The organism is Prauserella endophytica (assembly GCF_005146945.1).
Taxonomy (GTDB): domain Bacteria; phylum Actinomycetota; class Actinomycetes; order Mycobacteriales; family Pseudonocardiaceae; genus Prauserella_A; species Prauserella_A endophytica.
In genome coordinates, this window is sequence record NZ_SWMS01000015.1 from 75,635 (window position 1) to 90,237 (window position 14,603).

The 14,603-nt window shown below is 73.0% G+C and carries 14 protein-coding genes; 4 read left to right on the forward strand and 10 right to left on the reverse strand.

From position 1 onward, the window contains the following. Positions 1-29: 29 nt before the first annotated feature. Both FCN18_RS24800 and FCN18_RS24805 read left to right on the forward strand, forming a co-directional pair. On the forward strand, positions 30-764 hold the full coding sequence (locus FCN18_RS24800; RefSeq protein ID WP_137096227.1) for a beta-phosphoglucomutase family hydrolase: 735 nt from the start codon (positions 30-32) through the stop codon (positions 762-764). Continuing rightward, a complete protein-coding gene (locus FCN18_RS24805) occupies positions 761-3,163 on the forward strand; it encodes a glycoside hydrolase family 65 protein (protein ID WP_112272462.1) in 2,403 nt (800 codons plus the stop codon). Before FCN18_RS24800 ends, FCN18_RS24805 begins: the two co-directional genes overlap by 4 nt. A 99-nt stretch (positions 3,164-3,262) precedes the next feature. Here the strand turns inward: FCN18_RS24805 and FCN18_RS24810 are convergent, their stop codons facing one another. The 3 genes from FCN18_RS24810 to FCN18_RS24820 are packed head-to-tail and all read right to left on the reverse strand — an operon-like array spanning position 3,263 to position 5,221. Beyond that, a complete protein-coding gene (locus FCN18_RS24810; RefSeq protein WP_112272464.1) occupies positions 3,263-3,445 on the reverse strand; it encodes a hypothetical protein in 183 nt (60 codons plus the stop codon). A gap of 32 nt (positions 3,446-3,477) precedes the next feature. Then, positions 3,478-4,263, reverse strand: a complete 786-nt coding sequence (locus FCN18_RS24815; protein ID WP_112272466.1) for an Fpg/Nei family DNA glycosylase — start codon at positions 4,261-4,263, stop codon at positions 3,478-3,480. A 4-nt stretch (positions 4,264-4,267) separates the two neighbouring features. Further along, positions 4,268-5,221 (reverse strand): Ppx/GppA phosphatase family protein, encoded by a 954-nt coding sequence (locus FCN18_RS24820; RefSeq protein WP_228714114.1) that lies wholly within the window; start codon positions 5,219-5,221, stop codon positions 4,268-4,270. Between the two features lie 256 nt (positions 5,222-5,477). On the opposite strand from FCN18_RS24820, the gene FCN18_RS24825 reads away from it, so the two are divergent. Then, positions 5,478-6,143: a sortase domain-containing protein gene (locus FCN18_RS24825; RefSeq protein ID WP_158303177.1), complete on the forward strand. Its 666-nt coding sequence runs from the start codon at positions 5,478-5,480 to the stop codon at positions 6,141-6,143. Here the strand turns inward: FCN18_RS24825 and FCN18_RS24830 are convergent. After that, on the reverse strand, positions 6,124-7,785 hold the full coding sequence (locus FCN18_RS24830) for a DUF885 domain-containing protein (protein WP_137096229.1): 1,662 nt from the start codon (positions 7,783-7,785) through the stop codon (positions 6,124-6,126). The two genes, FCN18_RS24825 and FCN18_RS24830, sit on opposite strands and share 20 nt — an antisense overlap. A 45-nt stretch (positions 7,786-7,830) precedes the next feature. On the opposite strand from FCN18_RS24830, the gene FCN18_RS24835 reads away from it, so the two are divergent. After that, positions 7,831-8,835, forward strand: a complete 1,005-nt coding sequence (locus tag FCN18_RS24835; protein ID WP_137096230.1) for an AsnC family protein — start codon at positions 7,831-7,833, stop codon at positions 8,833-8,835. Between the two features lie 6 nt (positions 8,836-8,841). On the opposite strand, the gene FCN18_RS24840 is transcribed toward FCN18_RS24835, so the two are convergent. The 6 genes from FCN18_RS24840 to FCN18_RS24865 are packed head-to-tail and all read right to left on the reverse strand — an operon-like array spanning position 8,842 to position 14,590. Beyond that, entirely contained in the window at positions 8,842-9,768 is a 927-nt protein-coding gene (locus tag FCN18_RS24840) for an RluA family pseudouridine synthase (protein ID WP_112272475.1), read from the reverse strand. Further along, positions 9,765-10,379 (reverse strand): signal peptidase II, encoded by a 615-nt coding sequence (gene lspA / locus FCN18_RS24845; RefSeq protein WP_137096231.1) that lies wholly within the window; start codon positions 10,377-10,379, stop codon positions 9,765-9,767. Before lspA ends, FCN18_RS24840 begins: the two co-directional genes overlap by 4 nt. A 17-nt stretch (positions 10,380-10,396) precedes the next feature. After that, positions 10,397-11,158: a hypothetical protein gene (locus FCN18_RS24850; protein ID WP_137096232.1), complete on the reverse strand. Its 762-nt coding sequence runs from the start codon at positions 11,156-11,158 to the stop codon at positions 10,397-10,399. A 5-nt stretch (positions 11,159-11,163) separates the two neighbouring features. Beyond that, complete coding sequence (locus FCN18_RS24855) at positions 11,164-12,642, reverse strand: potassium/proton antiporter (RefSeq protein ID WP_112272481.1); 1,479 nt, start codon at positions 12,640-12,642, stop codon at positions 11,164-11,166. Between the two features lie 12 nt (positions 12,643-12,654). Then, on the reverse strand, positions 12,655-12,975 hold the full coding sequence (locus tag FCN18_RS24860) for a DUF167 domain-containing protein (RefSeq protein WP_456107168.1): 321 nt from the start codon (positions 12,973-12,975) through the stop codon (positions 12,655-12,657). A gap of 19 nt (positions 12,976-12,994) precedes the next feature. Next, positions 12,995-14,590, reverse strand: a complete 1,596-nt coding sequence (locus tag FCN18_RS24865; RefSeq protein ID WP_228714115.1) for a penicillin-binding transpeptidase domain-containing protein — start codon at positions 14,588-14,590, stop codon at positions 12,995-12,997. Positions 14,591-14,603 lie beyond the last annotated feature (13 nt).

Genomic DNA, 14,603 nt, shown 5'->3' on the forward strand with positions numbered 1-14,603 from the left:
TGTCGAAAACCACCACTAGCGTGAACCGCATGATCGGGTTACCCAGCACGATCACGGCGTGCCTCTTCGACCTGGACGGCGTGCTGACCAGCACCGCCGTCCTGCATCGGCAGGCATGGAAGCAGACCTTCGACGACTTCCTGAAACGGCGGAACGCGACCGACTTCACACCGTTCACCGAACGTGACTACGCGTCCTACGTGGACGGCAGGCCCCGGCTCGACGGCGTCCGGACCTTCCTCGCGTCCCGGGGGATCGTGCTGCCGGAAGGCGGCCCCGGGGATCCGCCGGACGCCGAGACCGTGCACGCCGTGGGGAACCGGAAGAACGAGCTGGTCCTGCGCGTCATCGAAGAGCAGGGCGTGCGGCCCTACCCCGGCTCGGTCCGCTACCTCGAGGCCGCCGAGCGGGCGGGGCTCGCGATCGGGGTGGTCACGTCGTCGGCCAACGCCGTGAGCGTGCTCGCCGCCGCCGGGCTCGACCGCTTCGTGCGCAGCCGCATCGACGGTGTCGTGATCACCAGGGACCGGCTGCGCGGCAAGCCGGCGCCCGACTCGTTCCTCGCCGGAGCCAGGGAGCTCGGCACCGAGCCGGAGCGGGCCGCCGTGTTCGAGGACGCGCTCGCCGGGGTGGAGGCAGGCAGGGCGGGCGGCTTCGGCTACGTCGTGGGGGTGAACAGGGCCGATCAGGCCGACGCGCTGCGGGAGCGCGGCGCCGACGTCGTGGTGGACGATCTATCCGAACTGCTGGGGGTTTCCGCGTGACCGACGCCGAACGTGGGTACGAATGCTCGCCGTGGGAGCTGCGGTGGCGGGGGCTCGCCGTGGACCAGCTGCAGCGCACGGAGTCCACTTTCGCCCTGTCCAATGGGCACATCGGCATGCGCGGCACGCTCGAGGAGGCGGAGCCGCGCGCCCTGCCCGGCACCTATCTCAACGGGTTCTACGAGGAGCACGGCCTGCCGTACGCCGAGGGCGGCTACGGCTATCCCGAGGCGGGCCAGACCGTCGTGAACGTCACCGACGGCAAGATCATCCGCCTGCTGGTGGAGGACGAGCCGCTCGACATGCGCTACGGCCACGCGACCGCCCACCACCGCGTGCTCGACTTCCGGTCGGGAACCCTGCGCAGGGAGACGGACTGGACGTCGCCCACCGGGCGGCGGGTGCGGGTGCGCACCGAACGGCTCGTGTCGTTCACCCAGCGCGCGGTGGCCGCCATCCGGTACGAGGTCGAGCCGCTCGACGACGAGGTGCAGCTCGTGGCCCAGTCCGACCTGATCGCCAACGAGCCGATCGAGCCGGACACCGGCGATCCGAGGGTCGCGGCCGCGCTGGAGGCGCCGCTGCAGGTGGAGTACATGAAGGCCGAGGACTACCGCGCCGTGCTCGTGCACCGGACGAAACGCTCGGGCCTGCGCATGGCCGCGGCCATGGACCACCAGCTGGAGACCAACGACGGGCTGCGCACCGACATCAACGTCGAGGACGACCTCGCCCGGCTGACGATCGCGGTCGACGTCCCATTGGGACAGAAGCTGTGCCTGACGAAGTTCCTCGCCTACGGCTGGTCGGCACAACGCTCGATCCCCGCGCTGCGCGCGCAGGTCGACGCCGCGCTGGCGGGAGCGCTGCAGACCGGCTGGGAGGGACTGCTCGCCGAGCAGCGCGAGTTCCTGGACCAGTTCTGGACCACCGCCGACGTCGAGCTCGACGGCGACGCCGAGCTGCAGCAGGCGATCCGCTTCGCACTCTTCCACGTGCTGCAGGCCGGGGCCCGCGGTGAGAGCCGCGCGATTCCCGGCAAAGGCCTCACCGGTCCCGGCTACGACGGGCACGCCTTCTGGGACACGGAGAGCTTCGTGCTGCCCGTGCTCACCTACACGCTGCCCGACGCGGCCCGCGACGCGCTGCGCTGGCGACACTCCACACTGGACAAAGCGAAGGACAGGGCAGCGCAGCTCGGGCTGCGGGGCGCCGCGTTCCCCTGGCGCTCCATCAACGGCGCCGAATGCTCCGCGTACTGGCCCGCGGGCACGGCGGCCTTCCACGTCAACGCCGACATCGCCGACGCCGTCGCCCGCTACCTCGCGGCGACCGGCGACACCGAGTTCGAACGGCAGCACGGCACCGAGCTGCTGCTGGAGACCGCGCGGCTGTGGATGTCGCTCGGGCACCACGATCCGCACGGCGGTTTCCGCATCGACGGCGTCACCGGGCCAGACGAGTACTCCGCCGTGGCCGACAACAACGTCTACACGAACCTGATGGCGCAGCGGAACATGCGCGAGGCGGCCGACTCGTGCGAGCGCCATCCGGACATCGCCGAGTACTTCGGCGTCGACGAGGCCGAGATCGCGCGCTGGCGCGACGCGGCGAAGAAGATGCTCGTGCCATACGACGAGCTGCTGTCGGTGCACCCGCAGTCGGAGCGGTTCACCGAGCACGCGCGCTGGGACTTCGCGGCCACGCCCGCCGACAACTACCCGCTGCTGCTCAACTATCCGTACTTCGACCTGTACCGCAAGCAGGTGGTGAAACAGGCCGACCTCGTGCTCGCCATGCACCTGCGTGGCGACGCGTTCTCCGCCGAGCAGAAGCGGCGCAACTTCGCCTACTACGAGGGACTGACGGTGCGCGACTCGTCGCTGTCGGCGGGCACGCAGGCGGTGCTGGCCGCGGAGTGCGGGCACCTCGACCTCGCCTACGACTACCTCGCGGAGGCGGCGCTCACCGATCTGCACGACCTGCACAACAACGTCCGCAACGGGTTGCACATGGCGTCGCTCGCCGGGGCCTGGCTCGCGACCGTCGCCGGGTTCGGCGGGATGCGCGACCACGGCGGGCAGCTGAGCTTCCGGCCGCGCCTACCGTCCGCTGTGGACCGGATCGCGTTCCGGATGAACTTCCGCGGCTCGCAGTTCGCCGTGGAGATCGAGCAGGACAAGACGCGCTACCGCCTGGTGCACGGCGAGCCGCTGACGATCATGCACTACGACACGCCCGTCACGGTCACCGAGCAGACGACGCCGCTGCCGGTGCCCGCGCTGGAGCCCGCCGAGCGGCCGAGCCAGCCGGAGGGCAGGGCCCCCGCGCGCCGGGGCGACGGCCTTCCCCGCGCGGGCGACACCATCCAGCCCTGGTACGCGCGCGCTCTCCGCTGAATCCCTCGCCCAGTCCCGTGGTTCCAACTGCAGTGAAGGCCACCATCACTGCGTTCAGCGCAGTGATGGTGGCCTTCACTGCAGGAGCGCGTGCCGGGCTCAGTCCGGGGGTTCTGTGGTGCCCGCGTCAGGGGTGACGTCGTCGTCGGGGCGGACCTCGTCCTTGTTGGGCGGTTCCGGCACGTCCTCGGTGCCGTGGTCGAAGTCGTGATGGGGCGGAGCCGGGACGTCCGGCGACAGCGGCCGCTCCGGTTCCCTGGGGTTCACCTGGTCGTTCCGCATACCTCGATCTCTACTCTCCTCCGCGCCGCTTGTCATTCCGGCTGGCACCTGGGGCACCACACCGTGCCCCTGCCGTCGACGCGGCCGTGGCGCAGCGTCGTGCCGCAGCGCGGGCAGCTGCCGGACGGCTCGTCCCTGCGCCCCGTGAGCCACGACGGCCTCGGCGGCACGCGGCCCGCCTTGACCGACTGCCGCAGCACGGTGCCCATGCGCGCGTGCAGGCGCGCGACGTCGGCACTCGACAGGTCCGTCGTCGAGCGTCGCGGGTGCAGCCGGGCGCGCCACAGGATCTCGTCGGCGAGCAGGTTGCCAAGGCCTGCGAGCACGGACTGGTCGGTGAGCGCGGGCTTGAGGCGGCGGCGCAGGCCGCCGAGCAGCTCGCCCAGCTCGGCCTTGGAGACGCTCAGCGCGTCGGGGCCGAGCCCGGCCAGCATCGCCTCGCGGTCGGACTCGTCGCGGGCAAGCCGCAGGCCGGTGAGCTTGCGCATGTCGCGGTAGCGCAGCTCGCCCGAGGAGAACGTGAAGACCACCCGGTCGTGCCGGTGCCTCGGCTCGCCGTCGCCCGCCCATTCGAGCGAGCCCGTCATGCCGAAGTGCAGCAGCACGGCCTGCCCGGTTCCGCTCACCTCGGTGACGAGCCACTTGCCGTGGCGCACCGGGTCGCCGAGCCGGTGTCCCCGCACGGCGTCGCGGAACGTCGCCGCCCCGACGCCTTTCAGCGCACCGGTGTCGAGCACCGCGACGTCGCGGACGGGCCTGCCCGCGGCATGCCCGGCGAACACGCGCCTGAAGCCTTCCACGTCGGGCAGTTCCGGCATCGCCTCACGCCACCGATCGGCACGGCCCCCGCCGCTCCGGCCGGTCGAGCAGGGTCAGCAGCAGCCCCTGCGTCGTCGACCAGGGGCAGACGACGAGCGACCCGCCCAGCACGGTCAGCAGCGCCTCCGCGACCACGGCCCCGCCCAGCGCCTGGTGGGCGCGCGAGCGCGAGATGCCGGGGAGGTCGGCCCTGCGGGACGCCGGCATCACGGCGAGCCGGGGAATCCACGTGCGCAGGTCGTCGACGTGCAGTTCCGGCGAGGAGGAGTCCCGGCCGGGCCGCGCGCCCGCGAGGCGGGCCAGCTGCCGCAGCACCTTCGAGCAGCCGACCGTGCGATAGCCACGTAGCGTCGGCTCGGCTTCGGCCAGCACGTCGCGGGCCCGTTCGAGCGCGAAGCCGCGCAGTGCGGCGATGCGTTCCTTCGGCGGCACGTCGGTCTTCAGCCAGTTCCGCGTGGTCTCACGGGCGCCGAGCCGCAGTGACCGGGCGAACGACGCGTGCTCGCCCTCCCCCGCGGCGAGCTCCACCGTGCCACCGCCGATGTCGAGCACGGCCAGCGGTCCCGCCGCCGCGCCGAACCAGCGGCGCGCCGCGAGGTAGGAGAGCTCGGCCTCGCGCTGGCCGGAGAGGAACCGCAGCTCGGTGCCGGTCTCCCGGCGAACCCGCTCCACCACCTCGGCCGCGTTGGCCGCGTCCCGGATCGACGACGTGGCCAGCGGGAACACGGAGTCGACACCACGGCGGGCCGCTAGCTCACGGGCCTTGCCGACAGCGGCGACGATCGAGGCGACGCCCTCGGGGCCGATGCGTCCCTCGCGGTCGAGCGCGCGGTCGAGGCGCAACCGCGTCTTGTGGCTGAACACGGGGTCGAGCAGCGACCCACCCCGCTCGACCACCAGGAGCCTCGCACTGAAGCACCCGACGTCGAGCACACCCACCGCTGTCGCCGTTCTCACCCTCGACCTCCATGTCCGCCACCGAATCGGACATTCCCACTAACTGAGGCGGATAACGACTGTATAACCCGAATGAGTGACATTTAACCGTGTGACGGTCTTGTCCGTAACGACACATACCGGTAACCGCGATCAGCAGGCATCGACGCACTGACGGGGGAACACCGTGCGTGCAGGGTGGGAAACTCCTGGTAGAGGGGGCGGCCATGGGCCGAACGCGGGCCGTGGGCCGAGGGGGCGGCGGATTCCGGTGGATGTGACCGTCAACACTCGGGGGGACGGCGCCGGCAGACTCGGCGCGGTTGCCGCCGCCGTGGTCGTGACACTGGCCGCCGTGCTGACCACGGTGACGCTGGTGCGCGCTCAGCCCGGCGACGCGCTCGACCACACCACCCCACTCGGTCCCGGCGCACTGACCGACGCGGGCAGGGTGCTGACCGGTCCGGTGCCCGACGCACACGACCCGCTGCCCGCCTCGGCGCCCGAGTCTCTGCACGTGCCCGCGATCGGCCTCCGCACCGAGTCGCTCGCGGAGCTCGGCCGCACCCCGACCGGCGTGGTCGAGGTGCCCGGCAACGCCGCGACCGTGGGCTGGCTGGCCGAGACCGGCAGCCCTGGTGAACGCGGCGCCGCCGTGCTCACCGGCTACGTCGACTTCGCCTACGAGCGCGGCGCGTTCTTCCCGCTGGACGACGTTCGGCCCGGAGCCGAGGTGACCGTCGGCAGGGCCGACGGCAGCACCGCCGTCTTCACTGTCTACCGCGTGCAAACGCTGCCGAGGGGCGCGGCGCTCGCCCAGGCCACCGCCCACAGCGAGCACCCCGACCTGCGGCTGCTCAGCGTCTCGGGTGAGTTCGACTCGGCCGGAGCCGAGCCCAATGCCGTCGTGGTGTTCGCCAGGCTCACCGGAGCCGGGCGCTAGTCCAGTCGGCTACGACGTCCGCGAGCACCGACATCGGCAGCGCGCCGCTGCCCAGCACGAGGTCGTGGAACGCCTTGACGTCGAAGCGGTCGCCGAGCACCCGCTCCGCCTCGCCGCGCAGCCGCTGGATCTCCAGCCTGCCCACCATGTACGACAGCGCCTGCCCCGGGTACGCGATGTAGCGGTCGACCTCGGCGACGATCTCCGTCTCGGTCATGGGGGTGTGCTCCAGCAGGAAGTCGATCGCCTGCTGCCTCGTCCAGCCCTTCGCGTGCAGACCGGTGTCGACCACGAGCCTGCCCGCGCGCGTGGAGTCGAGGCTGAGCATCCCGAGCAGCGACACGTCGTCGGAGTACAGCCCCATCTGCTGGGCGAGCCGCTCCGAGTACAGCCCCCACCCCTCGGCGTAGGCGTTGAAGTCGCCGAGCCTGCGCAGCAGCGGCAGGTCGGTGAGCCCGAGCGCGATGCTGAGCTGGAAGTGGTGGCCGGGCACGGCCTCGTGGAAGGCGGTCACCTCGGCGGTGTGCCTCAGTCGCTCGGTGACCTGGTAGGTGTTGGCGAAGTAGGTGCCCTGGCGGGACCCGTCCGCCGAAGGCATCAGGTAGTAGGCGGCGACCGTGCCGGGCGCCTCCGCGGGCGGCACGGGCTCGACGGCGCACGACTGCTCCGGGATCCGGCCGAACCACTGCGGCGCGACCGCCTCGGCACGGGTGATGGCGGCGCGGGCGGTGTCGAGCAGCTCGTCGGCGTCCTTCCAGCGCAGCGCGGGATCGGTGCGCAGCCGCCGGAAGATCTCCGGCACGTCGCTGGTGCCGAACACCCGGCCGCCGATTTCGGCGTACTCGCGCGCGAGCCGCTCGATGAGGCCGAGCCCGGTGGCGTGCAGGTCGTCGGGGCCGCGGTCGGTCGTGGTGTGGACGCGGGCCAGTGCGGCGTACAGCACGTCGCCGTCCGGCAGATGGCACACGCCGGGGCGCTCGTCGGGCCGCCCATGGCGAAGGATCTCGCGTTCGAGCACGTCGCGGTACGCGGCGAACGCCGGGCGCACCGTTTCCCGCAGCAACGCGGCCCTGCGCTCGGCGAAGTTCTCGTCCGGCGGCTCCTGTCGCAGCAGCGGGTCGGCGCCGGGCTCGGCGAGGTAGCGGTCGACGTGCTCGATGGAGGCCCGCACGAGCCGCGCCACGGGCACACGCCCGCTCGCGACTCCGGCACGGTGCCGCTGCGCCACCTGTTCCAGGTAGGCCGGGATCGCGGCGAGGCGGTCGAGGTGTGCCGCGCCCTGCGCGCTGTCGGCGACCGGCACCATCGGCAGGATCGTCAGCAGCATCGACGCCGGCGCCACGAACATCGGGCTGATGGTGAACTCCACGAGCCGGGCGTCGATCTGTTCGACCCGCGCCCTCGCCGAGGCGAGCAGCACGTCGCGCGTGATCCGGTCCTGGGGCTCCAGGTCCGCGGTGTCGATCGCCTCGGCGCGCCCGATGACCTCCAGCAGTGCCCGCCGGTGCCGCTGCTCCGCCTCTTCGCTGAGCTCTTCCAGCCCCGCCCTCGGCGGCTCGAAGCCGAGCATCGCGGGCCACAGGGGGTCCGCGTCGAAGAGCAGGTCCACGTACTCGTCCGCGAGGGAGGCGACAGCGGTCATGGCCGCAGCATACTGACGCCGGGACCGCCGACTACGCTTCTCGGCGTGGCTGTGACCGACCCTCTCGACGCCCGCCTGCTCGCCGCGCTCGCCGAGCTGGGCAAGGCGGCGGTGCACGAGGTCGCGGCCAAGGTCGGCATGGATCCGCGCGACGTCGCCTACCGGCTCGTGAACCTCTCCGCGAGCGGCCTGCCCCTGCTCGTCGGTGTCGAGAGCGACCCGAACGGGCTGCGGGCCGCGCTCGCGGGCGCGTGGGGCGGGCCTCAGCAGCCGCCCCAGCCGCCCCCGCCGCCACAGCCGCCTCAGCCGCAGGGCGGGCCCGGCGGCCCGCAGGGCGCCCAGGGCGTGCCGAGCGGGGCCTATCCGGTGCAGGGCGTCCCGAGCGGCGCGTACCCCGTCCACGGCGCTCCCAGCGGCGCCTACCCCGTGCGGGGCGCGCCGAGCGGCGCGTATCCCGTGCAGGGCACCCCGTCCGGCCGGTACCAGCCCCCGCCGCCGCCCCAGCAGCAGCGGCCGCCCCAGCCACCGCCACCACCGGACCCGGTGATGAGCACGTGGGGACCGCCGCAGAGCGCCCTGTGGGCACGCGGCGACCAGCCCCCTTCGGCCGCGCAGCCTCCCGCTACGCCGAAGACGGGGCGCGCCGGCGACGTGCTGGAGACGCAGGGCCTTGAGGGCGAGCAGCTCGCGGTGCAGCTGCTGGAGGTGCAGGACCCGGCCGACTATCTCTTCGGCGCCGCGGGCTACCGGCTCGACGAGGGCGAGCGCGCCGTGGTGGTGCACACCGAGATCACCAACCGGGGCCGCGTCCCGTTCGCGTCGCTGCCCGACAACTACCTGGAGCTGATCACCAGCGACGGCGCCGCCATCGCCAAGGCCCCCGTGTCGCTGACCTCCCGGCCGCCGCACAAGATCGGCGTGCAGCCCGGGGAGACCACGGGCGGGCACACGGTGTACGTGCTGCCGGAAGCCACGCGGATCGCGTCGGTGCGCTGGAGCCCGAGGCCGGAGCCCGACGAGCGCTCGCTGCTCTGGTCGATCGAAGACTGAGCGGAGCTACGACTCGGCGCGCAGCACGTCGAGCGCCGACGCGAGGTCCGAGGGGTACTCGCTGGTGAACTCCACGTGGCGGCCGTCGGCGGGGTGGGCGAACCCGAGCGTGCGGGCGTGCAGCCACTGCCGGGAGAGGCTCAGCTTGCGCGCGAGCACCGGGTCGGCCCCGTAGGTCAGGTCGCCGACGCAGGGGTGCCGCAGCGCCGAGAAGTGCACGCGGATCTGGTGGGTCCGGCCGGTCTCCAGCTTCACGTCCACGAGCGACGCGGCGCGGAAGGCCTCGATCACCTCGTAATGCGTCACCGAGGGCCGCCCGCCCGCGACGACGGCGAACTTGTAGTCGTGGCGGGGATGCCGGTCGATCGGGGCGTCGATCGTGCCGCGCGTCGGGTCGGGATGGCCCTGCACGAGCGCGTGGTAGCCCTTGTCCACGGTGCGCTCCTTGAACGCACGCTTGAGCACCGTGTAGGCGTGCTCACTCTTCGCGACCACCATCACGCCGGTGGTGCCCGCGTCGAGCCGGTGCACCACGCCCTGCCGCTCGGCGGCGCCGGAGGTGGAAATCCGCAGGCCCATCGCGGCGAGCCCAGCGACCACTGTGGGCCCGGTCCAGCCGGGACTGGGGTGCACGGCCACGCCGACGGGCTTGTCGACCACCACGATGTCGTCGTCGTCGTGGAGCACCTTCAGCCCCTCGACCGGCTCGGCGATCACCTCCAGCGGCGCATCCGGCTCGGGCAGGGTCACCTCGAGCAGGCCGCCCGCGGTGAGGCGGTCGGACTTGCCCGCGGGCTTGCCGTCGAGCAGCACCTCGCCGGACGCGGCCAGCTCGGCGACCACGGTGCGCGACAGGCCCAGCAGCTTCGCGAGACCGGCGTCGACCCGCATGCCGTCGAGCCCTTCGGGCACCGGCAGCATCCGCGCGCTCACGCCTTGTCCTCCCCGGCTTTCCCGGCCTCTTCGGCCCTCTCTGTCCTCTTGGTCTTGGTGCTGGTGCCGTCGTAGTCCTTGCCGAGCAGCGAGAGCAACACGATCAGCACGGCGCCGATGCTGATGGCGGAGTCGGCGGCGTTGAAGACGGGGAAGAAGTCGCCGTTGGGCTGGAACGCGGAGATGAAGTCGACGACGTGGCCGTGCAGCGGGCCGGGGGCGCGGAAGATGCGGTCGGTCAGATTGCCGAGCGCGCCGGCGAGGATGAGGCCGAGCCCCACCGCCCAGCCCGTGGAGCGCAGGCGCCGCGAGAACCAGATGATCGCGCCGACCACGAGCATGGCGACGATCGCGAGGATCCAGGTGCCGCCGAAGTCCATGCCGAACGCCGCGTACGGGTTGCGGACGAGCTGCAGGTACACCGCCCCGCCGAGGATGCGGATGGGCTCCTCGCCCTCCAGCGTCGCCGTGACGATGATCTTGGTGACCAGGTCGACGGCGTACGCGAGCCCCGCGACCACGGCCAGCAGCCAGATCCGGCGCTTCGGAGGCGCGGCGGCGGGCGGCTCCGCTTCACCGGTGGTCTGCTCGGGTTCCTGCTCGGTGCTCACCGCTCCATTGTCCACGGCTACGCCGAGGGCCTCGCACGCAGCACCAGCGCCACCATCGCGCCGAGCAGCGACACCGCCGCCGGAACCACCAGCGCGGCCGGGTCGGCGGCCGACCCCGCACCCCCGGTCAGCAGGAACAGCGCCGCCACCCCGCCGAGCAGCACGCTGCGGTGCAGCCACGCCAGCAGGAACAGCGCGGCGCTCAGGACGATCACGGCGGCGGCCTCGTCGGCCGAAGGCAGCACGACCGCGCCGACCGCGACTCCCAGCAGCACGACGGCCAGCACGCCCGTGACCCGGCGCCACGTGCCCCTCAGGAAGTAGGCCCCGGCCAGGGAGACCAGGCCGAGCAGCGCCAGCGGCAGGCTCAGCGCCGCGGCTGACGCGCCGTCGGTGAGGACCTTCGGAACGTGCGTCAGTCCGAGGTAGGCGCCCTCGACGGCGAGCGCGCCCCCGGCCGCGACGGCCACGATCCGCGTCGTGGGCCACGGCGTGCCCGCCTTCCGGGCACGTGCCGCGTACCAGCCGACCGTCGCCAGGAACAGCCCGGCGATCGCCACGTGCACCTGCCAGCCATCGGTGCTCCATCGGGCGACGTGGAACCCGGCCTCGACATCGGCGGGCTCCGCGTAGCTGACGCTCGTCAGGTACCGCCGTTCGTTCCCGGGCTGGTAGGCGAACCAGCCGAAGCCGGCGGCCGGCCGCACGGTGATCGCACCAAGTAGCCCGAACCCCAGTAGCGCCAGCGGAAACCAGTAGTCGTACCTCTCCGCACGCACGGCGGTCAGTCTCCCAGCTCGCCCTTCCACTTCGCGAGCGGGCCCGCGCGGTCCACGGCCCTGATCCGGCGTTCCGCCGCGGACCTGGCGGCCTGCGTGGTGACCACCAGCAACTGGTCCAGTTCCTGCAGGCGCGTGGTGTCGGCGGGGGTGAACCCCTTGCCCTGCCGCACCACCAGGCTCACGCCGGAGCCGCTCGGCAACCGCAGCTCCGCGAGGTACACGCCATGCAACCGCGAGCCACGCTGGATGCGGACCTGCAGCAGCACCGCGCCGAGCTCGTCGAGCGGGGCCGCGTCGACCTGGACCTCCTCCGGTTCGGAGTCCCTGGTGAGCCCCAGCCACCTCGCCAGCGGGCCGAGCAGCGCGGCCTGCAGCAGCGTGAAGACGATCACGAGCACGAACACCGCGTCGAGCAGCCGTTCGGCGCCGGGCAGCCCCTCGGCGAGCGGGATGGTGGCGAGCACGATGGGCACGGCTCCGCGCAGACCAGCCCACGACAGGAACGCCTGTTCTCGCCATGGCACGCGGAACGGCGCCGCCGACAGCACCACCGAGACCGGCCGGGCGAGCAGCAGCACGACTGCCCCGGCGACGAGACCCGGCACCACGCTGTCCACCAGCCGCTCCGGGGAGGCGAACAACCCGAGCAGCACGAACAGTCCGATCTGCGCGATCCAGCCGAGCCCCTCTGCGAAGGAAAGCGTGTCGGCGCGGTGCGGGAGCCGGGAGTTGCCGAGCACCACGCCGGCCACGTAGGTGGCCAGCAACCCCGAAGCTTGCCCGAACTGGGCCGACGAGTAGGCCACCACGCACACGGCGACCGTGGCGAGCGGGTAGAGGCCGGTGGCGGGCAGGGCGGCCTTGCGCAGGGCCACCGCCCCCACCCAGCCCAGCAGGAACCCGATGAGAGCGCCCGCCAGAAGCTGGTACAGCACCAGCAGCGGCAGGCTCCAGGTCAGGGTCGCCCCCGTCGCGAACAGCACCACCGCGATGTAGGCGGGCGCGTCGTTGAGTCCGGACTCCAGCTCGAGGGTTCCGGTGATCCTCCTGCCGATCCCGGACGAGCGCAGCACCGAGAACACCGCCGCCGCGTCGGTCGAGGACAGCACGGCGCCCCACAGCAGAGCCGTCCGCCAGTCGAGGCCGAGCAGGAGGTGCAGCGCCGAGCCGGTGACGAGGATGGTCACCAGAACGGACACTGTGGACAGTGCGATGCCGGGGCCGAGCGAGGGCCGCACGGTGGACCAGCGGGTGGTGAGCCCGCCCTCGGTGAGGATCATCACGAGCGCGGCGAGGCCGAGGCTCTGGGTCAGCTGCGGGTTGTCGAACTCGACCCCGAATCCGGCCTCGCCGATCAGGACGCCGATCCCGAGGTAGATCAGCAGCGAGGGCAGGCCGAGCCGGATCGAGAAGCGGACGGCGAGCACCGAGGCGAGCAGGACGATCGCGCCCGATCCGAGGATGACCGGAAGATCGCCCATGTCACCTCCCGTTCAGCCCGGTCGTGGAGTTTGTGGGTCCTCCACAATAGATCCACGCAGGGCGGCCAGCCGCCGCGCGGTGTCCGGCGGGGCGTCTTCGAGCTTCATCAGCTTGTCGCGGGAGCGTTGTCCCCGCGAGACAACGAGATCGCGGGCGCGCACGGACAGCGCATTCGCGACCACGCGGCACACCGCCTCGTTGGCCTTGCCGTCCACGGCGGGTGCGCGCACCGACACGACGAGTGCCTCGCCGAGCGTGCCGTCCCACCGGCCCCCGACGGCGTCGCGCTTGGCTCCCGGTTTCACGCGGACGGCGAACGTCACGGCAGGCATGGGCCCCACCGTATCGGGTTCAGTCCGGCAGCCCGCTCAGGAACGTCCCCGCCGCACGCACCGAAGGCTCGGCGGTCCCCGCATGCTCGACCAGCACCGCGAACGCGACGTCGCCCCGGTACCCGGCGAACCAGCCGTGGGCCCTGGCCGGGCCGGCGAGCTGGGCGGTGCCGGTCTTGCCGCGGACGTCGCCGAGCCCGGCGAGCGCGGTCGCGGTGCCGCCGGTCACCGCCTCGCGCATCATCCCGCGCACGTCGGCCAGCACCCCCGCGGGTGGTGGTTCGTACCCCGAGACGACCGTGGTGTCAAGGTCGCGCCACAGCCGCGGCGTGACGGCCTGCCCGCTCGCGACGGTCGCCGCCATGAGCGCGAGACCGAACGGGCTCGCCTGCACCCGGCCCTGCCCGATGCCGTCCTCGAGCCGCTGCACCGGGTCGGCCGCCGGGCCGACCCGACCGGCCTCGGTGGTGAGGCCGGGGATCTCGAAATCGGCGTTGAGGCCGAGGCTGGTGGCCGCGTCCGCGAGCGCCTCCGGCGGCAGGTCGGCGGCGAGCCGGGCGAAGGTGGTGTTGCAGGAGTGGGCGAACGCCGTGTGCAGCGGCACCGCACCGAGGTCGAACTCCCCGTCGTTGGGGATGGTCCTGGTGCCGATGCGGTCGCGGCCGGGACAGGGCAGCACCGTCTCCGCGCCCGCCGCGCCGCTGCCGAGCACGGCCGTGGCGGTGGCGATCTTGAACGTCGAGCCGGGCGCGGAGAGACCGGTCAGTGCGGTCGGCGCGTCCCCCGCGGACGCGTTCTGCGCGACCGCGAGGATCGCGCCGGTGGACGGCCGGATCGCCACGAGCGACGCGGGCGCGTCCACCTCGTCGACCGCCGTCTGCGCGGCCCGCTGCGTCGCGCCGCTGAGCGTCGAGACGAGCGGGCCCGCCTCGGCGCCCGCCGGCGCGTGCACGGTGCTCACCTCGGCGCCCCGGGCATCGACGATCACCACGGACCACGCTGCGGCAAGGCGCTCGGCCGCGAGCCGCGACATCGAGGGCAGCAGGATTCGCGCACCCGCCTTCTCCGCCGGTTCGAGGCCGCCCGCGCGCCGGTCGAGCAGCGGCCGCCCGTCACGGTCGACCACGCCCGGGGCCCCGTCCCCGGTCCGCAGCTCCAGTGCTTGCCCGTCCCTCAGCCGGGGGTGGACGAGGGCGGGCGTCCAGTCCACGCGACGGCCTTCAACCGTCCGCACGACGTGCACGCGGTTGTCATAGGCCCACGTGCGGCCCGCGCCGAGGGTCCACGTGACGCGGAAGTCACGGAAACTCTCGTCGCCCTTCGGCGGCACGGCCCTCGTCTCGACACCGGTGACGCCGAGCCGCGCGGTGGCGCGGGACAGCGTCGCCTCGGCAGCGGCGGGGTCGTCGGTCAGCGCCGCGGCCGCCGCGACGTCTCCGGCGGCGAAGGCGTCGAGGAAGTCCAGCGCGACCTCGCCGGCATCGGCGTCGTCCCGCGGTCCCTGCGCGGTGCCCTGGCTCGGCTCGCCGTACAGCACGAGCACTCCCGCCGTGACGATCGCGACCACAGCCGCCGCCGCACCGCCCAGCACCCAGCGTCTCTGCCGAGCCTCCACGCGGCTCCCCCAG